Origin of the sequence: Pectobacterium zantedeschiae (genome assembly GCF_004137795.1) — a bacterium.
GTDB classification, from domain to species: domain Bacteria; phylum Pseudomonadota; class Gammaproteobacteria; order Enterobacterales; family Enterobacteriaceae; genus Pectobacterium; species Pectobacterium zantedeschiae.
Genome location: NZ_NWTM01000001.1, coordinates 2,749,177 through 2,768,749, shown reverse-complemented (window position 1 = coordinate 2,768,749; position 19,573 = coordinate 2,749,177). Strand labels below are relative to the sequence as shown.

General features: G+C 52.5%; 21 protein-coding genes. 15 read left to right on the top strand and 6 right to left on the bottom strand.

Annotated features, from left to right (window positions below):
- Positions 1-90 precede the first annotated feature (90 nt).
- Genes CLR69_RS12480 through CLR69_RS12470 form a run of 3 tightly spaced genes read left to right on the top strand, consistent with a single transcriptional unit; the run spans position 91 to position 3,303 of the window.
- Positions 91-915 carry a phosphodiesterase gene (locus CLR69_RS12480; protein ID WP_129702840.1) on the top strand — a complete coding sequence of 275 codons (825 nt, stop codon included), beginning with the start codon at positions 91-93 and terminating at the stop codon, positions 913-915.
- Positions 915-2,003, top strand: a complete 1,089-nt coding sequence (locus CLR69_RS12475) for an ABC transporter ATP-binding protein (RefSeq protein WP_129712797.1) — start codon at positions 915-917, stop codon at positions 2,001-2,003. The genes CLR69_RS12480 and CLR69_RS12475 overlap by 1 nt, the downstream gene beginning before the upstream one ends.
- A complete protein-coding gene (locus CLR69_RS12470) occupies positions 1,996-3,303 on the top strand; it encodes an ABC transporter substrate-binding protein (RefSeq protein WP_129712796.1) in 1,308 nt (435 codons plus the stop codon). The genes CLR69_RS12475 and CLR69_RS12470 overlap by 8 nt, the downstream gene beginning before the upstream one ends.
- Positions 3,304-3,334: 31 nt before the next feature.
- On the opposite strand, the gene CLR69_RS12465 is transcribed toward CLR69_RS12470, so the two are convergent.
- Positions 3,335-4,015 carry a GntR family transcriptional regulator gene (locus tag CLR69_RS12465; RefSeq protein WP_129702843.1) on the bottom strand — a complete coding sequence of 227 codons (681 nt, stop codon included), beginning with the start codon at positions 4,013-4,015 and terminating at the stop codon, positions 3,335-3,337.
- Between the two features lie 124 nt (positions 4,016-4,139).
- Between CLR69_RS12465 and CLR69_RS12460 the strand changes: the two genes are divergently transcribed.
- From CLR69_RS12460 to CLR69_RS12445, 4 genes are read left to right on the top strand one after another with little or no spacing between them, the layout of a single operon-like run.
- Positions 4,140-4,835 carry a DUF2848 domain-containing protein gene (locus tag CLR69_RS12460; protein WP_129702844.1) on the top strand — a complete coding sequence of 232 codons (696 nt, stop codon included), beginning with the start codon at positions 4,140-4,142 and terminating at the stop codon, positions 4,833-4,835.
- Entirely contained in the window at positions 4,835-6,184 is a 1,350-nt protein-coding gene (locus CLR69_RS12455) for an amidase (protein WP_129712795.1), read from the top strand. The genes CLR69_RS12460 and CLR69_RS12455 overlap by 1 nt, the downstream gene beginning before the upstream one ends.
- 46 nt (positions 6,185-6,230) lie before the next feature.
- A complete protein-coding gene (locus CLR69_RS12450; RefSeq protein WP_129712794.1) occupies positions 6,231-6,884 on the top strand; it encodes a DUF4286 family protein in 654 nt (217 codons plus the stop codon).
- A complete protein-coding gene (locus CLR69_RS12445) occupies positions 6,884-8,206 on the top strand; it encodes an MFS transporter (RefSeq protein ID WP_129704806.1) in 1,323 nt (440 codons plus the stop codon). The genes CLR69_RS12450 and CLR69_RS12445 overlap by 1 nt, the downstream gene beginning before the upstream one ends.
- 74 nt (positions 8,207-8,280) lie before the next feature.
- Here the strand turns inward: CLR69_RS12445 and CLR69_RS12440 are convergent, their stop codons facing one another.
- Positions 8,281-8,889 carry an HD domain-containing protein gene (locus CLR69_RS12440; protein ID WP_129712793.1) on the bottom strand — a complete coding sequence of 203 codons (609 nt, stop codon included), beginning with the start codon at positions 8,887-8,889 and terminating at the stop codon, positions 8,281-8,283.
- Positions 8,890-9,285: 396 nt separating this feature from the next.
- On the opposite strand from CLR69_RS12440, the gene trhA reads away from it, so the two are divergent.
- Complete coding sequence (trhA, locus tag CLR69_RS12435) at positions 9,286-9,933, top strand: PAQR family membrane homeostasis protein TrhA (protein ID WP_129702848.1); 648 nt, start codon at positions 9,286-9,288, stop codon at positions 9,931-9,933.
- Positions 9,934-9,987: 54 nt separating this feature from the next.
- Here the strand turns inward: trhA and ygfZ are convergent, their stop codons facing one another.
- Positions 9,988-10,989: a tRNA-modifying protein YgfZ gene (gene ygfZ, locus CLR69_RS12430; protein WP_129702849.1), complete on the bottom strand. Its 1,002-nt coding sequence runs from the start codon at positions 10,987-10,989 to the stop codon at positions 9,988-9,990.
- A gap of 235 nt (positions 10,990-11,224) precedes the next feature.
- Here ygfZ and sdhE point away from each other — a divergent pair, with 235 nt between their 5' ends.
- From sdhE to rlmF, 3 genes are all read left to right on the top strand, one after another.
- On the top strand, positions 11,225-11,491 hold the full coding sequence (gene sdhE, locus CLR69_RS12425; RefSeq protein WP_039303362.1) for an FAD assembly factor SdhE: 267 nt from the start codon (positions 11,225-11,227) through the stop codon (positions 11,489-11,491).
- Positions 11,472-11,885 (top strand): protein YgfX, encoded by a 414-nt coding sequence (locus CLR69_RS12420; RefSeq protein ID WP_129702850.1) that lies wholly within the window; start codon positions 11,472-11,474, stop codon positions 11,883-11,885. The genes sdhE and CLR69_RS12420 overlap by 20 nt, the downstream gene beginning before the upstream one ends.
- A gap of 238 nt (positions 11,886-12,123) precedes the next feature.
- Positions 12,124-13,059, top strand: coding sequence for a 23S rRNA (adenine(1618)-N(6))-methyltransferase RlmF (gene rlmF, locus CLR69_RS12415; RefSeq protein WP_129712792.1), 936 nt, complete (start codon positions 12,124-12,126; stop codon positions 13,057-13,059).
- A gap of 117 nt (positions 13,060-13,176) precedes the next feature.
- On the opposite strand, the gene CLR69_RS12410 is transcribed toward rlmF, so the two are convergent.
- Positions 13,177-13,500, bottom strand: a complete 324-nt coding sequence (locus CLR69_RS12410; protein ID WP_129702852.1) for a hypothetical protein — start codon at positions 13,498-13,500, stop codon at positions 13,177-13,179.
- A gap of 28 nt (positions 13,501-13,528) precedes the next feature.
- Positions 13,529-14,047: a flavodoxin FldB gene (fldB, locus tag CLR69_RS12405; RefSeq protein ID WP_129702853.1), complete on the bottom strand. Its 519-nt coding sequence runs from the start codon at positions 14,045-14,047 to the stop codon at positions 13,529-13,531.
- A 330-nt stretch (positions 14,048-14,377) separates the two neighbouring features.
- On the opposite strand from fldB, the gene CLR69_RS12400 reads away from it, so the two are divergent.
- The 3 genes from CLR69_RS12400 to CLR69_RS12390 are packed head-to-tail and all read left to right on the top strand — an operon-like array spanning position 14,378 to position 16,900.
- Entirely contained in the window at positions 14,378-15,403 is a 1,026-nt protein-coding gene (locus CLR69_RS12400; RefSeq protein ID WP_129712791.1) for a methionine ABC transporter ATP-binding protein, read from the top strand.
- The gene (locus tag CLR69_RS12395) at positions 15,396-16,064 is read left to right on the top strand and encodes a methionine ABC transporter permease (protein WP_129712790.1); all 669 of its coding nucleotides are present in this window, start codon (positions 15,396-15,398) and stop codon (positions 16,062-16,064) included. Before CLR69_RS12400 ends, CLR69_RS12395 begins: the two co-directional genes overlap by 8 nt.
- A gap of 17 nt (positions 16,065-16,081) precedes the next feature.
- Positions 16,082-16,900 (top strand): MetQ/NlpA family ABC transporter substrate-binding protein, encoded by an 819-nt coding sequence (locus CLR69_RS12390; RefSeq protein ID WP_129712789.1) that lies wholly within the window; start codon positions 16,082-16,084, stop codon positions 16,898-16,900.
- Positions 16,901-16,966: 66 nt separating this feature from the next.
- Here CLR69_RS12390 and CLR69_RS12385 read toward each other — a convergent pair whose 3' ends face one another.
- The gene (locus CLR69_RS12385; RefSeq protein ID WP_129702854.1) at positions 16,967-18,292 is read right to left on the bottom strand and encodes an MFS transporter; all 1,326 of its coding nucleotides are present in this window, start codon (positions 18,290-18,292) and stop codon (positions 16,967-16,969) included.
- Positions 18,293-18,603: 311 nt separating this feature from the next.
- Between CLR69_RS12385 and xerD the strand changes: the two genes are divergently transcribed.
- Entirely contained in the window at positions 18,604-19,503 is a 900-nt protein-coding gene (gene xerD, locus CLR69_RS12380) for a site-specific tyrosine recombinase XerD (RefSeq protein ID WP_129712788.1), read from the top strand.
- The last annotated feature ends 70 nt before the right edge of the window (positions 19,504-19,573 follow it).

The following is a 19,573-nucleotide window of genomic DNA, read 5'->3' as shown; positions in this document are numbered from 1 at the left end:
CTATTTATCAGGAGCGACATGCTCCGTGTATCTCGATCCTTAAGCGATCGGTGTTCGCCAACGGGCGAAATAATGATAGAGGTGGTTGTTATGTTGCTGGCTCAGATTTCCGATCTGCATTTTCGCAGTGAGGGGCGCAAGCTCTATGAGTTTATTGATATTAACGGGGAAAATGCCAAAGTCATCAATCAGCTGAATGCGCTGAGCGAGCGGCCGGACGCGGTAGTCATTAGCGGCGACATCGTCAACTGCGGACGTCCGCAGGAGTATCAGGTCGCCCAGCGCATGTTGCAAATGCTGGATTATCCGCTGTACGTGATTCCGGGCAATCATGATGACAAACAGCATTTCCTCAACGCGATGCGCCCACTTTGTCCACAATTGGGTGATGATCCAGAAAATATCCGCTATGCGGTGGATGATTTCCCCATGCGTCTGCTGTTCATCGATACCAGTCTGACTGGGCAGGCGAAAGGCTGGCTGACGCCGTCCACGCTAGGCTGGCTTGAGCAGCAATTACAGGATCACTCAACGCGCGAAACGGCGATCTTCATGCACCATCCGCCGCTGCCGTTGGGATCGGCGCATATGGATCGTATCGCCTGCGAAAATGGGCACGAGCTGTTAATGCTGATCGAACGTTTCCCACAGCTTACGCGGATCTTCTGCGGCCATACGCATCGGCTGATTATGACGCAGCATCGGCAGGCGATTATCGCTACGGTGCCGGGTACCGTCCATCAGGTGCCGTATTTCTACTATGACGACACGTCGTACTACAACCTGGAACCTGCCAGCGTGGTGATGCACCGTTATGTGCCAGTAACCGGGCTGGTGAGCTATAGCCAGTCGATCGCCTCGAACTCTGGGCCTTACCTCTACGATCCACGAATCAGCTGTCCGGTGGATGCGTAATGGCCGTGATTCAGTTACGTAATATCAGTAAACGCTTCGAACACACGCAGGCGCTGGCATCGCTGTCGTTAGATATCGCCGACGGTGAGTTTCTGGTGCTGGTCGGGCCGTCCGGCTGTGGCAAAAGTACGTTGCTGCGCATGCTGGCGGGTCTGGAAGACGTGAGTGATGGGCAAATTCTGCTGGGTGACGATGACATTACGACGTGGAGCCCCAAGCAGCGCAATTTCTCGATGATCTTCCAGAACTACGCACTGTTTCCGCACTTGACCGTTGAGCAGAACATCACGTTCGGCATGAGGATGCGTGGTGAGCCGAAAGCTGACTATCCACAGCGGGTACAACGCGTTGCCAGCCTGCTTCAGCTTGAGCCGTTACTCAAACGTAAACCGGGGAAATTGTCCGGCGGCCAGCGTCAGCGTGTGGCGATGGCGCGGGCGATCGTGCGCGATCCTCGCCTGTTTCTGATGGATGAACCGCTGTCGAATCTGGATGCACGGCTGCGCAGTGATGTGCGAGACGGCATTATGGATCTGCATCGGCAGTTGAAAACGACCACCGTTTACGTCACGCACGATCAGATCGAGGCGATGACGATGGCGGACAGGATCGCCGTGCTGGATCGCGGCGTATTGCAACAGGTTGGTACACCGGAACAGCTGTATTCTCATCCGGCGAACGTCTTTGTCGCCGGATTCATCGGCACGCCTGCAATGAACATGGTGACGCTACCCTGTACCGGTGGGCAGGCGATTTTACAAGCACTGCCTGTCGCGCTGCCCGCCAGTGAAGAAACACGTTCATTAACCAGTGTGTTGCTGGGGATTCGCCCTGAACATATTACCGAACACGCCTCGTCAGAAGGCGATTTGTCGTTATCGGGAACGGTGAGGCAACGGGAGCTGTTTGGCGCGGAGTATCTGATGCATGTGGATACGCCGTTGGGAAACATCCGCTACCGTCGTCCAAATCGCGATGGCGTACCGAACACGGGTGCGTCCGTTGTGCTTCATTTTTCACCGCAGGATTGTCATTGGTTTTCTGGGCAAACCGCCCGTAATTTATCCCAGGAGAAAAGAAATGCGTAAGCCTCGTATGATGGCGCTGGCGATAGCCTTGCTGATGTCTGGCCCCGCTCTGGCAAAAGAGAGTATCGATTTTATGTTTCCCGCGCCGGTTGATGGCAAGCTGACGATGGAAATGACGCGCATCATCAAAGAGTACAACCAATCGCAGGATCAGGTTGAAGTGCGTGGGATCTTCACCGGAAATTACGACACGACGAAAGTGAAAGCTGAAGCCGCCGCCAAAGCAGGCGATCCGCCAGCGCTGGTAATTATGTCTGCAAACTTCACTGCCGATCTGGTCATCAAGGATGAAATCCTACCGATGGACGAGCTGTTCAAATACGGCAACGAAAAAGCCACGCCTTTCCTGACCAAAAACTTCTGGCCTGCGCTGCATCAGAACGCGCAGGTGATGGGCGTGACTTACGCGATCCCGTTCCACAACTCGACGCCGATCCTCTATTACAACGAAGACATGCTGAAGAAAGCGGGATTCAACGAACCGCCGAAAAACTGGGATGAAGTGATTGCAGTAGCGAAGAAGCTGACTGACCCGGCAAAAGGGCAGTGGGGCATCATGATTCCGTCCACGAACGATGATTACGGCGGCTGGATGCTGTCTGCGCTAACGCGCGCCAACGGTGGGGCCTATTACAATGCCGACTATCCGGGCGAAGTGTATTACAACACCGCATCAACCAAAGGCGCGCTCCAGTTCTGGCGCGATTTGGTGTATCGCGACAAAGTGATGCCCGCTGGCGTGCTGAATTCCAAACAGATCAGTGCCGCATTTTTCTCTGGCAAGCTGGGTATGACGATGCTGAGTACCGGCGCGCTGGGCTTTATGCGTGAAAACACCAAAGATTTTCAGCTTGGCGTGGCGATGATGCCGGAAAAAGAACGTCGTGGTGTGACCATCGGCGGGGCGAGTCTGGTGAGCTTCAAGGGGATTTCCGAGGAGCAGAAGAAAGCGGCCTGGCAGTTTATGAACTATCTGATCAGCCCGGAAGTCAGCGGAAGCTGGAGTCGTTTTACCGGCTACTTCGCACCACGTATGGCGGCCTACGATCTGCCGGAAATGAAAGACTATCTGGCAAAAGATCCGCGCGCAGCCATTGCGCTGTCACAGCTGCAATATGCCCATCCGTGGTACGCAACCTATGAAACGGTCGCCGTACGCAAAGCGATGGAAAATCAGCTGGCGGCGCTGTTAAACGATCCGGCGAAAAAGGTCGATGACGCTGCTGCCGCTGCACAGAAAGAGGCGGATGGCATCATGAAGCCTTACGTGGATAAAACCGCGTTAAGAGACGTCAAGTAAAAATGGCCTATCTGATGGGGTTGTGCGCCCGTCAGTAAGCGTGCAGCAGCGTGCGACGAAACGATAGCACATGGGCTTCCATGGCCGTTTCCGCTGCTGCTGCATCTTGTTGCGCCAGTGCATTAATAATGGCGTTGTGCTCTCTTATCACTTCCAACATGTGTTCTTCCTGAGACAGCGTGCTGGCCCAGAAGCGCTGCGAACGGGCGAGCAGGACACTGAGGATATCGGTTAGTGTGCTGTTACCCGCGATCTCCGCCAGCATCTGGTGGAATTCGCGATCGAGAGCCATCATCAATATCCGGTCCCGAGTCTGGCAGGCGGTTTCAATCTGTTGGTTAAGCTCAGTTAATTCAGCGATATGCGTTGCCGTGGTGCGCTGGCTGGCTAAACGCATACACAGGCGTTCATTGGTCAGCCGGACATCAATCAGTTCCAGAGCATCGTTGATGGACAGGGGAGACACCATAACGCCTTTACGCGGAATCACCTGTAGTAATCCCTCGTTTGCCAGACGGTGGATGGCCTGATTGATGGGGGTTCTGCCGATATTCAGCTCATTCATCACCTGCACGGTGTTCAAATATTCCCCAGGCTTATAGCTTAATGTTACCAACGACTGCTTAAATCGTTGATAAGCCAGTTCGTTCAGTGACAGGCCAGCTTCCTCTATCGTCAATAATGACCGACGCTTCTCGTCAATACTCTTCACTCATTGCTCCTACAACGGAAAGTCCTTAGACATAGTACACAAAACATGGCACGAAAATCGCTTATTTCCTTACTGAAGATTCTGTGAAATTTCACAGTTATTTTATGTGAGGAGTAAAGATTTCATGAAACTGGCGTTTAATTTACCTGAAAACACAGGCGCAGTGGCGCTGAATGTAGATATCAATCGTCTGGTGGTCGCGGGTTGGACAGGGCGCGATCATGATGCGGTTTTGCACCATATTCGGGAATTAGAGGCGCTAGGTGTGCCTCAGCCTAGTGCAATCCCCCTGTTTTATCGCGTAGCGGCGAACCAACTTAGCCAATCCTCAGTCGTTGAAGTGATCGGTGACGCCAGCTCTGGTGAAGCCGAACCACTTATTTTTTCTCACCGTGGCGAATGGTATGTCTCGCTGGCGTCGGATCATACCGATCGTCGTCTGGAAGCACACAGTGTTGCCTTGTCGAAGCAATTGTGTGTGAAACCCGTAGCGCATGACGCCTGGCGGCTTAGTGAAGTGATCGAACACTGGGATTCACTGATCTTGCGGTCATGGATCAAGGAAGAGGGGGAATTTCGGCTGTACCAGGAAGGCACATTGGCCAGCCTTCAGCCGCCGATGGTGCTATTGCAGCGGTATCTGGGGGGCGATGTATCTCTTGCCGATCGGCAAGATGGACTGGCAATGAGCTGCGGCACCATGACGGCGATTGGTGGCATTCGTCCAGCAACAGAATTTCGCATGGCGCTGGTGGATGAACGTCTGGGACGCACGATTAGCCACTGCTATAGCAGTATTGAGCTGCCGGTGGTGGCGTGATGGAAAAACTCACTTTACAGCAGGCCATTGCAGGGCTGGCAAGTGGAACGTTCACCTCTGCTGAGCTAACTGAATTTGCTTTGGCACGGATTGCGGATGAACAGGGAGAAGGTTCGCGTGCTTTTACGCGGGTCTACCCCGACGTGGCTCGGCAACAGGCGCAGGAGTCTGATAGACGGCGCATAGCCGATCGGCCACGTTCGGCGTTGGACGGCGTACCGATATCGATCAAAGACCTGTTCGACATTGCCGGTGAACCGACGACGGCGGGTTCTCGCGTGTTGGCTACGGGACAGGCGGCATCTCGGCATGCCGTGGTGGTGGAGCGACTCTTGCAAGCGGGTGTAGTGGTGGTGGGTAAGACCAACATGACTGAGTTTGCTTATTCTGGTCTGGGGATCAATCCACATTATGGTACGCCTGCCAACCCGTGGGATCGTGCGTCACGACGTATTCCGGGGGGCTCATCTGCTGGCGCGGCGGTGGCGGTGGCTGATGGGATGAGCCTTGGTTCGATTGGCAGCGATACGGGGGGCTCAGTACGTATTCCTGCAGCATTCTGTGGCCTGACTGGCTACAAACCTACTGCTCGGCGCATCAATAGCGCAGGGCTACTGCCGCTGTCACCTTCTCTGGATTCAATTGGTGTTATCGCCCACGGCGTCGGTGATTGTGTCGTACTGGACGGGCTGATTGCCGAACAACCCCTGTTGCCAATAGTGAAGCCGTTGACGCAGGCACGCTTTGGCATACCACAAACATGTGTACTTGATGGGTTAGACAAACAGGTAGCAGCGGCTTTTGAGCTAAGCCTGCGACGTCTGGCTGTGATGGGCGCACGGATTGAAACGATCCCGTGTACCGCATTTGCGGAACTGGCCGAGATCAACGCCTCGGGTGGGTTCACGGCGCTGGAGTCGTGGCGCTGGCATCAGGAACTCATCGAGAAACATGCCGATCTCTATGATCCGCGAGTGCTGTCGCGTATTCGTCGCGGCGCCACGCTGGAGGAGCGCGATAGGGCAAAGCTGATTCAACAACGTATCGACTGGCAGCAGCGAGTGACCGCTGAGGTACAGGGCTACGACGCACTGCTGATGCCTACCGTACCGTTTATAGCCCCAACGATTGCCGAATTGGAGGCAGATGACGAAGCCTACTTCCGTATCAATGGTGCGGCGCTGAGAAACCCTTCAGTGATCAACTTTCTGGACGGTTGTGCCGTTTCTTTACCGTGCCAACTGCCGGGTGAAGCGCCGGTTGGGTTGATGGTAGCGGGATTGCCACAGCATGACAGCGCACTGCTGGGCTGGGCGTTATCGATTGAGCATGGCCTTGCCAGCGCATAATTTTCTGGCGGCATGGCCGCCTCGTTGAGTTAACAGGAGAATACCCATGACTGTTTCCCCCAATGGAATGTTGTTTGTCGCAACCGATGTTGCCGCGCAGGATGAAGCGGATTTTAATCAGTGGTACGACTGTGAACATGTGGAAGAACGGGTGCGTATTCCCGGTTTTTTGACTGGCACGCGTTATCAGGCATCGCAAGGCTGCGGCCGGAAATATCTCGGCTTATATAAAACCACATCCCTTGATTGTTTTACCTCACCAGCCTATCAGGCTGCCTTTTCCCGCCAGACCGCGTGGTCGGAAACCAATCTGCAACGCATGATCGACCCAATGCGCCGCGTTTGTGCGGTAGAGGCGGTTACTGGGCAAGGAACCGGGAGCCATCTCAGTATCGTGACGCTTGAACCTGCGTCAGACGGAGAACTGATCGACAACATTCTGCGCCTTGGAGAAACCCTCTCTGCGGAGGCGGGGTTCGTCAGCAGTTCCCTGCTGTTGCCGGATGCGGTGTTGAGTACGCCGCTTCCCAAAGAGTCTCTCGATTCGCGCAGCCTGCTACCAATGTTGCTGCTGGAAAGTAGCGGCCCGGTTGCTGACGCGCACCTGAGCGAAGTCGCAGTCCGGGCGTTAGGCGTCTCCGCCAGCCCTATTCTGCATTACACCTTCAATTGGCAACTTACGGCACAGGAGCTGAAATGATGAACAATGCGACCACCGCGACGGCAAAAGGAGTATCACCGCAGGAACAGACAGCGGGAACTCCGAAAACTGGCAAACTGGCGGCGGCCAGTTCTATCGGCACGGCACTGGAGTGGTATGATTTCACCATCTATAACATCATGGCGGCACTGATTTTTAATCATGTGTTCTTTCCCTCATTCGATCCGCTAGTCGGAACGATTCTGGCGTTTTCCACTTATGCCGTTGGCTATATCTCACGGCCCGTGGGCGGCATTATCTTTGGTCATCTTGGGGATGTGCTAGGGCGGCGTTTTGTGCTGGTGACGACACTGGTGATCATGGGGGTGACGACGGCGTTAATGGGGATGCTGCCCAGCTACGCGAGTTGGGGGGTGTGGAGCCCACTGCTGCTGGTCATGCTCCGCTTTGTGCAGGGTATCGCACTGGGAGGCGAGTGGGCTGGTGCGGTTTTGCTGTCGATGGAACATGGTAAGCCGAATCAGCGTGGGCGAAATGCGTCCTTTGCTCAGGTTGGGCCCTCCTGCGGTACGCTGATTGGAACCGGCTTTATCACTCTCGTCACCCTCTCGATGTCGCCGGATAGCTTTCAGCAATGGGGTTGGCGTATTCCTTTTCTGCTGAGTCTGGTATTGGTCGGTTTCGGCCTATGGCTACGTCGTGGCGTGAGTGAAACGCCAGCTTTTCTTAAATTGGAGAAAAGTAAAGACATCACTAAAACCCCCATTCGTGAAGTGTTCACTCAACACTGGCGTTCACTGCTTGTTGCTGGCGGGGCGCGCATCGGTTCCGATGTGTTGTATGCGCTGGTCGTCGTCTTCACCCTGACCTACGTGACAACGGTACTGCATCTGCCACGCCCATTGGCATTGACTGCGACCATGCTGGGCGCTTGCGGTAATGCTATTGCTGTTCCACTGTTCGGCATGCTTTCAGATCGTTTCGGACGTCGTCCGGTGTATATGGGCGGGGCGTTGGCGGCGATAGTCTGGGCGTTTATCTTTTTTGTCTTGCTGGATAGTTCGCAACCCGTGCAAATTTGTATTGCGGTGATTGTCGGGTTACTGATTCACGCGGCGATGTATGGACCGCAGGCTGCCTTTGTCACCGAACAGTTTCCAACCCATGTACGTTATGCTGGATCGTCGCTGGCCTATACATTGGCTGGGATCGTGGGCGGTGGTTTTGCACCGTTGATCATCGCATCATTATTCAAATCTTATGACAGTACGCTAGCGATCTCTCTGTATGTCTCGCTGGCACTGCTTGTCACGTTATGGGCTGTATGGGCCGCCAGAGAAACGGCGCATAAGCCGCTGTAATGATGTAGAACGGGGTATTCGGTCTGTCGCTGGGCAAACGAAGCGGCTCAGCAACAGACCCGGATCGCTGGCAACTACTTGAGCCACCCTTTGGCTTTGGCGTCTTCCAGATGCTGCTTCAGGTATTGCCACAGTTCCGGGTTGATGGTGGCGATGAATTCGGCGCGGTCGAGAACCTGTTCCAGATGGATGCCGTTTTCTACCCAGCTTTGGCCGCCGTTGTACAAATTCATCAGCATCGGCATAACGCGATCGAGCACCATGGCGAACTGGGCGCTGGGGGTTTCATTCGCTTCGTATTCTTCCCATAGATCGTGGAATTGCTGACGCTGTGGCTCCGGCAGCAGGCCGAAAATGCGGGCAGCGGCAGCGACTTCCTGATCGTGAATCGCCAGGCGAGCGGAAAGATCGTACACGATCACATCACCCGCATCGATTTCGACGATGTCATGAATCAGCGCCATTTGGATCACGCGCTGAATATCTACGCCTTCACCCGCGTAAGGAGCCAGCGCCATCGCGGCGACGGCAAAATGCCAGCTGTGTTCGGCAGAATCCTCGTGACGTTCGCTACCAATAATCTTGGTGCGGCGCTGCACGCTTTTCAATTTATCGATTTCTATCAGAAAGCCGAAGACATCGGTCATGGAACCGAAATTCAGAGTGGATGGGGAAGATGACATGAAAAGCTTACCTCTTGCAGTGAAAACGATGCAGTAAAAGTCATGCAGTGATAACTACAGGAAGGTGCTATGAGCGTCAGAACCGGATAACCGTTAACGCGAATAACCGGTAACAACGACAGAGCCCTTCAAAAAACAGGAAGATATCGAAGTCGAACATTCTAGGGGATGTTGCCCGAGATTGACATGCATGATTGCACGTTAAGTAAGAGGGAAGGTAGCGAGAGAATTATTTTAGCTTACACGTGTACACTGAAACTATTCTCAGTTAATCTGCTCAAAGGTTAAACACCTCGCCTGTTTCGCCCTGTACAAGAGCAGGAAAGCTAAGGTGGATGAGGTCAGCGCATGACGCTGTTGAATGTGTACTGTTGCCGAATACTGCGGAACCTATTGATGTCAAAAAATGCACAGATGCCGGACTACTCTCTGGCAGAGGAAATTGCGAATAGCATAAGCCATGGAATCGGTGTGATTTTCGGTATTGTTGGTCTGGTTTTACTGCTGGTGCAGGCCGTAAACAATGATGCTGGCAGTGTGGCGATCACCAGCTACAGCCTCTATGGCGGCAGTATTATTCTACTGTTTCTGGCGTCGACGCTGTATCACGCGATCCCCTCGCCGCGTATCAAACCGTGGCTGAAAAAATTCGACCACTGCGCTATCTATCTGTTGATTGCCGGAACTTATACGCCATTTTTGCTGGTCGGGCTGGATTCGCCGCTGGCGCACGGCTTGATGGTTGTTATCTGGAGCATGGCGCTGTTGGGGGTGATCTTCAAACTGGCGTTTGCTCACCGGTTTGAAGTGATATCGTTGATTACCTATCTGGTCATGGGCTGGCTGTCGCTGGTGGTGATTTATCAGATGGTGATGAAGTTGTCGGTGGGAAGTGTAACGCTGCTGGCGGTGGGCGGTGTGGTGTATACGCTGGGGGTGATTTTCTACGCCAGCAAGCGCATTCCCTACAATCACGCGATTTGGCACGGGTTCGTTTTAGGCGGCAGCGTCTGCCACTTTCTGGCAATTTATCTTTATATTTAAGTTTGTATAAAGCGCATGCGCCTAACGGGCTCATGCGCAATGCCACCTGTCGGATTAATCCGTGATCTCATACGGCAGAGGCTGAACCGTGAGTTGGCTTTCGCCATCTTCACGCACGCGCAGGATATTTTCTGCGTTCAGATCGTTATTCAGCACCGCCTGCACCCACACGTCACCGTTCTGCAATTGGCTGGCCGCCAATACTGTCCCCGTACGACGCCAGTTCTCGCCGAGCTGCAATTCGAGATCGTCCCCAGCCTGAGGCACCCGGCTTGCTTTACCCGCCAGCCAGTAGAGTGCGCGCTTGTTCGCTCCGCGATATTTCGCCCGAGCGACCATTTCCTGACCGGTATAGCACCCTTTGCTGAAGCTAATCCCATTTAATGCCTGTAAATTAGTCGCTTGCGGGATGAACTGCGCACTGTTTGCGCTGTCAATGATGGGCTGACCTGCTTCAATATCCAAAGCCAGCCACTGGCGGCTGTCATTCAGGCTGACTTTATCGCCGAGCTGTTCAAGCAGCGAAGCGCTGTGCTCAGGAGATAGCACCAGCAGGAAACGCTCTGCGGGATGGGCGAAATGCAGTAAGGTTGCGCCTTCATGCTGAACGACAGGGTTCTCGGCATCTGGAAGTTGGCTAAATACAGAGGCCAGCAGTTCGCGAATACCTGCGCCCGCGGCACCCAGTAGGATGGCATTATCGTCCGGTGCGATGGTTGTTTTCGAGAAAACGGCGTATTTTTTCAGTTCGCTAAGCTGGGCGTCGCGTAGGTTGCGACGTTCAATGAAAGCAAAGCCTTCGCCGTGATGGAACAGACGCAGGTTGCTCCACATTTTCCCTTTCGCGTCGCAGTGGGCGCAAAGGACGTGCCCATCGTCAGGCAGTGCCCCGACATCTGCGGTGACCTGTCCCTGAAGATATTTGACGGTATCCGGCCCGACCAGCGTGGCCAGTGCCCAGTCATCCAGTGAGATGAGCGTGGCGGCCAGTTGGGCGGAGGCAAATGGGAGCTGTGAGGCAAAAGGAAGTTGATGAGCCGTATGTTGGTTAACCATATAGTACAATCCTGCGCTAAGGGCGATACCCGAATGACCTAATGGTAAAAGAGCGCTCAGGGTTTGCAAGTGGTTATTCACGCAGCGTTATGACATAGCACATCCTGATGCAGGTAAGCGCACTTAGCGCGGTGCACATGGGTAAACTATGTCAAAATGTTACTATTAGTTGATACCCGCTACCGGAATCGGAGTACACTAGCGGCAAGCAGCGATAACAAGGTGGACATGAAATATGGAAATCGATAATAAATCACGCATTCATTGGGCATGCCGCCGTGGTATGCGCGAATTGGATATCGCGATCATGCCGTTTTTTGAGCATGACTATGACACACTTAATGACAGTGATAAGCGCACGTTTGTACGCTTGTTACAAAGCGACGATCCTGATTTATTCAACTGGTTGATGAACCACGGTGAACCGAAGGACGGAGAGCTTAAACGTATGATTTCCCTTATTCAGACGCGAAATAAAGATCGTGGCCCAGTGGCAATGTGACCTTCGCGTTTCCTGGCGCATGCAACTGCTGTCATTGGTTGTGCATGGCCTACTCGTATTGCTCATTCTGCTGGCACCGTGGCCGGACGGCTATGCATGGCTGTGGCTATGTTTGGTCACGATGGTGATGTTCGGTTTTATCCGTAGCCAAAGGAATATCAAATCCCGACAGGGGGAAATCGTTTTGCTTAGCGAAACGACCCTGAACTGGCGGCAGCAGGAATGGCAAATCGTCAAACGGCCGTGGCTTTTAAAAAATGGCGTGCTGTTGGCATTGCAATCGGTTAGCGGTAAAGAAAGACAACAGCTGTGGCTGGCATCGGACAGCATGGGCGATGAAGAGTGGCGCCACCTGCGTCAGCTTCTTTTGCAGCAGAAACACTGGGCGCGCTAACGGCATGTTTTTATGCGGGGTATTGCGCCCTGTGTGCAGAAAAATCACTATGGTGATTTACGGAAATAATCGCAGCAGGTATCTTACGCCGCTTCGTGAGGATAAGATATCGGCTGTTCCCGTCAGGGGAATGTCGCTTTCCTTTCTCTTTTTCCCTGTTTGAACCTGAGCTTATTAGGTCACCGCCTGACTCGTGCCTTACAATCTATAGGGTATAACAATCTATTGGGTATAACTGATGACTAAGCCCGCAGTGCAAAAAAATGGTCTGCATCCTCGTAATCGCCATCGCGACCGTTATGATTTTCCCGCGCTCAAACAGAGCTATCCTGCGCTGATCCCGTTTGTGAAGGTGAATGCCTACGGTGATGAGTCTGTGGATTTTGCCAATCCCGAGGCGGTGAAAACGCTGAATCAGGCGTTGTTGCAGCATTTTTATCAGATTGAGCACTGGACAATTCCAGACGGCTTTCTATGCCCGCCGATTCCCGGTCGCGCCGACTACATCCACCATTTGGCCGATTTGCTGGCGGAAGATAACCGCTCAGTGGTACCTCGCGATGCATCCGTGCTGGATGTCGGCTGCGGTGCTAACTGTGTCTATCCGCTGATTGGGCACCGTGAATACGGCTGGCGTTTTACCGGTAGCGAGATTAACCCGCTGGCGATGAAGGCGGCCAATGAGACGATTGAAGCGAACCCTGGCTTGAACCGATCGATTCGCCTGCGTCGTCAGAAAAACAGCAAAGCGATACTGTCAGGTATTATCCACAAGAACGACACGTTTGATGCCGTCATGTGTAATCCACCGTTCCATGCTTCTGCTGAGGATGCCCGCGAGGGATCGCAGCGTAAATTGCATAATCTGGGGCTGGATAAGCGCTCACCGCTGAATTTTGGCGGCCAGCAGGATGAGCTATGGTGCGAGGGGGGCGAGTCAGCCTTCATTGGTCAGATGATCAAAGAGAGCGTCGGTTTTGCCCGTCAGTGCCTGTGGTTTACGTCGTTGGTGTCGCGCAAAGAGAATCTGCCGGAGATTTATCGTGCATTGGAAGCGGTTGACGCGGAAAAGGTCAGAACGATAGATATGGCACAAGGCCAAAAGCAAAGCCGCTTTATCGCGTGGAGCTTTCTGGATACCGCCGCGCGTACCCGCTGGTTACAAAAGCGCTAAGCGACTTCGAGCTTTACGGATATCAGTCTTCACGAACATAAACCTTCACTGATAGATATCGCAAAGGTACCCGTGAACGTTTTGTTGTCAGCAACCCACCTCTCTGGAGGTGGGCTTTTACTCAACGCTAACCGTATCCGGTTCCTGTTTTGTCACCTTCAACGACGTACCCTGAATCGCCATAAACACCGCTTCCCGTCTGGTCAGATAGCCTTTAACGGGATGTGGTTTAATCGCGCCAGTTAGCGTGGTGTCGGTGATGATGCCACAGCCTGTGGCATGCGCGATTTGCTGTGCCGTCTCATCAAACCTTGAGAAATCGATATCATAATATTGCGGCACATCGCATTTCCCAGCCAGATTCTTGGCGTATTTTTCTGTGTCTGTTTGCACACAACCGGCAAGCAACAGTCCTGCGACCGCTATGAGTAACATTTTCATCGTGCTTACCTCTGTTGAGCCATACCGTTTACAGCAATGACGCCATTTCTTGCAGGATTTGTTCGCACCACTGTTCCAGCCGTTCATCGCTGAGATCGTATTGGTTCACCTCATCCAGCGCCAGCCCGACAAAATGTTTGCCGTCAGCAGTCAGCGGTTTTGGGCTGGTGAAGTCGTAGCCCTCTATTGGCCAGTACCCAACGAATGTGGCACCTAACGGCAGCAGTTGTTCATGCAGCATGCCCAGCGCGTCAAGGAACCATTCGCTATAGCCAAGCTGGTCACCCATACCGTAAAGCGCGATGACTTTTCCTTTGAGGTTCAGCGTCGCTAATTGACCCCAAATGTTTTCCCAGTCTTCCTGAATCTCACCGAAATCCCAGGTTGGGATGCCGAGAATCAGCGTACTGTAATCTTCCATACGTTGCGGTTCGACATCCTTAACGTTGTGCAGATCTACCAGTTCTTCGCCCAGAATATCGCGAATTTTTTCCGCTGCCATTTCGGTGTAACAGGTGCTTGAGCCGTAAAACAGACCGATTTTCATATGTCGTAAGAGAATTTTTGTGACCAATGTTGGCGAGGATACCACAAGTCATGTGTTGTGCAGAGGGTGACACTGGTGCTGATACCTCCGCAAGGTTGTCGGTATGGGACTCTACTCACGGCAGTATGGTTTGTTATGAAAAATCGCCGTATTTCATATATAACCAAAACAAATAACTAATTAGCTATTCATTCTTTATGCCTATATAAAGTCCCGCTAGGATACGGTCGTATGGTCACGAATAGCTGCTCTGACGATCTCGGGTTGTTTCCTAAACCGAGTGAGGTCATCGGAAAAAAGCGGCAACGATGTATAAGGATTCATTTCGTTATGATCGTTCTTTCGAACGTAGGAAAGACTTTTAATAGCACACATGGGCGTATTGTCGCCGTAGATGATGTGGATCTCACCGTCGAGCAAGGACAGATTTACGGCATTATCGGCTACAGCGGAGCGGGGAAAAGTACGCTGATCCGCTTGCTGAATGGGTTGGAAACGCCAACCAGCGGCAGCATCGTTGTTAATGGATTTGATATCACCCGTGCCAGCGGTGAAGATCTGCGCCGTGCGCGGTTGACAATTAGCATGGTGTTCCAGCACTTCAATCTGCTGTGGTCGCGTACGGTCAGCCAGAATATCGCCTTTGCCCTGCAAATTGCAGGGGCGCCAAAAGCTGAAATTACACAACGTGTTGCGGACTTGATCGCTTTGGTGGGGTTGGAAGGTCGAGAGCACGCCTATCCCTCTCAACTCAGCGGTGGTCAGAAGCAACGGGTGGGTATCGCTCGTGCGTTGGCGAATAACCCTAGCGTACTGCTATGTGATGAAGCGACTTCGGCGCTTGATCCGCAAACGACAGACGCGATCCTCGAATTACTGTTGGATATCAATCGCAAACTGAACCTGACCATTGTACTCATTACACACGAAATGTATGTGGTGCGTAAAATCTGTCATCGGGTGGCAGTGATGGAAAATGGTCGGATTGTGGAGGAAGGACCAGTACTGGATGTATTTGTTCGTCCACAGCAGGCGATAACTCGTCAGTTCGTGAAACAGGTTGGGCTGTATCAGGAAACAACAGAAAGTTTTAATCCACAGCTGACGGAACATCTGTCAGGGGCCGTGCTTAAACTGACCTTCATCGGCCAGCAAACCCAGCAGGCGGTTATTTCTGAAGTGATTCAAACCTATAATCTGACGATCAATATTTTGCATGGTCAAATCAGCCACACGCTGAACGGAACGTTTGGCGAGTTATATATCCATGTTGACGGCAACGAACAGGAAACGGCACGCGTGCTGACTTTCTTGCAAGAGCGAGCCATCGCCGTTGAGGTGGTTAAGCATGCTTGAGTCTTTATTCCCTCACCTAAAAATTGAACAACTGCTGGATGCAACGTGGGAAACGCTATACATGACTGGCGTTGCCGGTGTTGCGACGCTGATTTTGGGGATCATTTTGGGCGTTATGCTCTTCCTGACATCCAAAGAGCAGTTGCTCCAGAATCGGCCGATTTATCTACTGATTTCCGCGCTGGTGAATATCTTCCGTTCTATCCCATTCATTATTTTGATTGTGTTACTGATTCCGTTTACCAAAACGTTGGTCGGTACCATTCTGGGCGCGAATGCTGCACTGCCTGCGTTGATCGTCGGGGCTGCACCGTTCTACGCGCGTCTGGTCGAAATTGGCCTGCGTGAAGTAGATAAAGGCGTGATTGAAGCCGCTCGTTCAATGGGGGCAAAAACCCACACGCTGATCTTTCGTGTTTTATTGCCGGAATCTTCTCCCGCATTGGTTTCCGGTATTACCGTCACCCTGATTGCGCTGGTCAGCTATACCGCGATGGCTGGTGTGATCGGTGCAGGCGGGTTGGGAAATTTGGCTTATTTGGAAGGCTTTCAACGAAACCACGGCGACGTGACGCTGGTTGCGACACTGACGATCCTTGTGATTGTGTTTGTCATCCAGTTCATCGGCGACCTGATTACTACCACACTCGATAAACGTTAATCACAGGAAGAATGATGATGAAAAAACAGCTTATGATGATGGCTTTCGCCTCGTTGACCGCGCTGGCGTCGTTCAGCGCCGCAGCGGATACCAAGCTGGTGGTTGGGGCATCTAATGTACCTCACGCCGAGATTTTGGAAGTAGCGAAACCGATTCTGAAAAAAGAAGGGATCGATTTGGAAATCAAACGATTTCAAGATTACATCCTGCCGAATACTGCGCTTGCCAGCAAGGATATTGATGCCAACTACTTCCAGCATATCCCGTATCTGGAGTCGGTATTGAAAGATCACGCTAACGATAAGACCTATGATTTTGTCAGCGCGGGGGCGATTCACATTGAGCCAATCGGCATTTACTCCAAAAAATACAAAAGCCTGAAAGATCTGCCGGAAGGTGGCCGTATTATTATGCGTGATGCGGTAGCAGAAGAAGGGCGTATTCTTTCCATTTTTGAACGTGAAGGCGTAATTAAGCTGAAACCTGGTATCAATAAGGTGAATGCGCGTATCTCTGATGTCGTGGAAAACCCGAAGAAACTGAAGTTTCTGGCTAATGTCGAAGGTGCGCTGCTGCCGCAGATGTACAATAACGACGAGGGCGATGCGGTGGTGATTAATGCCAATTATGCTATCGATGCGGGCCTGAATCCGACCAAAGATCCTATTGCGGTAGAAAGTGGTGAAAATAACCCGTATGCCAACATCATCACTGTACGTAAAGGTGACGAGAACAAGCCTGATATTGTGGCTCTGGTGAAGGTATTACATTCTAAACCGATTCAGGATTTCATCCGTGAGAAATATAAGGGTGCGGTTATTCCTGTCGATAAGTAAGACATACTGTGATGCTAGATAAAAAAGAACCGCCGAAATGGCGGTTCTTTTTTTGTACTATTTGGCTTATCCCAGAGATTGGTGACGCGTTTCTTTGGTTAGCAGCAGTGCAATCAACGTCAGTGACGCCATGGCTGCCAGATAAACGCCGACATAGAACAGACCGTAGTTGGCCGTCAGCCACGCCGCGATATACGGTGCAACCGATGCACCGAGAATCGACGAAACGTTATAGGAGAATGACGCGCCAGTGTAACGCACTTCCGTCGGGAACAGCTCCGGTAGCAGAGCGCCCATTGGGCCGAACGTCAGTCCCATGATGCTCAGACCCAGCACCAGGAAGCCCATTACCAGCGCCTGATTGCCTGAACCGAGCATATAAGGGAACAGCATGGCAAAGACCAGCATGAGGCAGGTAATGGTAATCATGGTCTTGCGACGGCCAAAGGCATCCGCCAGATACCCGGCTACTGGCACCATCAGACCAAAGCCGATCACCGCGATCATCAGCATCAACAGGAAGCTGTTACGTGAGAAACCCAGCCCCTTCGGTGCTGGCGTTGTGCCGTACGTCATGGAGTAAACGGTCATGATGTAGAACAGCGTGTAAGTTGCCAGCATGATGAAGGTGCCGAGAATGGTGACTTTCATGTGCTTGCTAAGCAGCGTTCCCAGCGGCATACGCACCTGCTTACCGGCTTTGACCGCTTTGGTAAAGACCGGGGCTTCATGCAGTGATATGCGAACATACAGGCCAACCAGCACCAGCGCGGCGGACGCAACGAACGGCACACGCCAGCCCCAGCTCATGAACTGCTCTTCTGTCAGCAGCCAGGACAAGAGCAGGAAGGTGCCGTTAGCGAAGAAGAAACCAATCGGTGCGCCAAGCTGGGGGAACGACCCATACAGCGCACGTTTATTGGACGGGGCGTTTTCGGTCGCTAGCAGCGCTGCGCCACCCCATTCACCGCCCAGACCCAGACCTTGGCCGAAACGCGCCAGTGCCAGCAGGATCGGCGCAAGAATACCAATGGTTTCGTAGGTCGGTAACAGCCCGATGAGAACGGTTGAAACCCCCATGGTCAGCAGAGACGCGACCAGCGTGACTTTACGTCCGACGCGATCGCCAAAGTGACCAAATAGCGCAGAACCAATAGGGCGAGCCACAAAGGCAATCGCAAAAGTTGCCAGTGACTGTAGTGTCGCGGCAGTCGGATCGCCTTGCGGGAAGAAAATGTGTGGGAAAATCAGCACCGCGGCGGTGGCATAGATATAAAAATCGAAAAATTCGATAGCGGTGCCAATAAGCGACGCAACAATCACTTTATTGCGTGAATTTACGGGTGGTGCTTCCGCTTCGGCATCGAGAGTGGGGGTGATGGTGGCTTGCATAATGTTTCTTTATTTTAACAACACGAACAGCCATTCTACGCATAGAAAAATCGGCTTTTCAACGTTGATTAAGTAAGGTCAATACCAGTAGACATGCGGATTCAAGGAGCCTGTTCCGATATATTGACGATACATAAAATATAATGTGCCATGGCCTTATTTTTGCCGGAGAATGTTATGGCGATGTTGATGTTCACGGAATATGTGAGATCGTACACAATTCTGCTTGCGAGAGAATACCGCCTTGATGAAGGTGTAAAGTCATCGCTTCATCGGCATAATATTGCCAATAAGTGAAGAAGGACACGGCGATGCAAGAACACGATCAGGCGCTTATCGAACAGTTTCTCGATGCGCTGTGGCTGGAAAGAAATCTGGCCGAGAATACGCTGGCCTCTTATCGGCTAGATCTGCGAACGCTTGCGGAGTGGCTTGCACATCATGACAACGATTTGCTACAGGCGCAGTCGCTCGATCTTCAGGCGTTTCTCGCTGATAGGATCGATGGAGGCTATAAAGCGACGAGTTCGGCGCGTTTGCTCAGTGCGATGCGTCGCTTCTTTCAGTACCTTTATCGGGAAAAGCAGCGTAGCGACGATCCTAGCGCAGTGCTGTCGTCCCCGAAACTGCCGCAGCGTCTACCCAAAGATTTGAGCGAGGCGCAGGTTGATTCGTTACTCAACGCCCCTAGCATTGAACAACCGCTGGAATTACGCGATAAAGCCATGCTTGAGGTATTGTATGCGACGGGGCTGCGTGTTTCCGAACTGGTCGGTTTGACGATGAGCGATGTCAGCCTGCGGCAAGGCGTTGTCCGCGTGCTGGGGAAAGGTAATAAAGAACGGCTGGTGCCGCTGGGTGAAGAGGCGGTGTATTGGATCGAGTATTATCTGGAACACGGTCGCCCGTGGTTATTGAACGGGCAGACGCTGGATGTCCTGTTTCCCAGCAATCGCGCACGACAAATGACGCGCCAGACGTTCTGGCATCGCATCAAACATTATGCGGTGCTGGCATCTATCGATAGCGAAAAGCTCTCGCCACACGTTTTACGTCACGCGTTTGCTACCCATTTATTGAACCACGGCGCGGATTTACGGGTCGTACAGATGCTCTTAGGGCACAGCGATCTATCCACGACGCAGATTTACACCCATGTGGCGACGGAGCGGTTGAAGCAGCTTCATCAACAGCACCATCCGCGTGCATAGCATAGAGTAAATAGACAGAGTAACAGGATGTTATCTGACTGGCGGGGCCTCTCGCCAACCACCTTGGCGT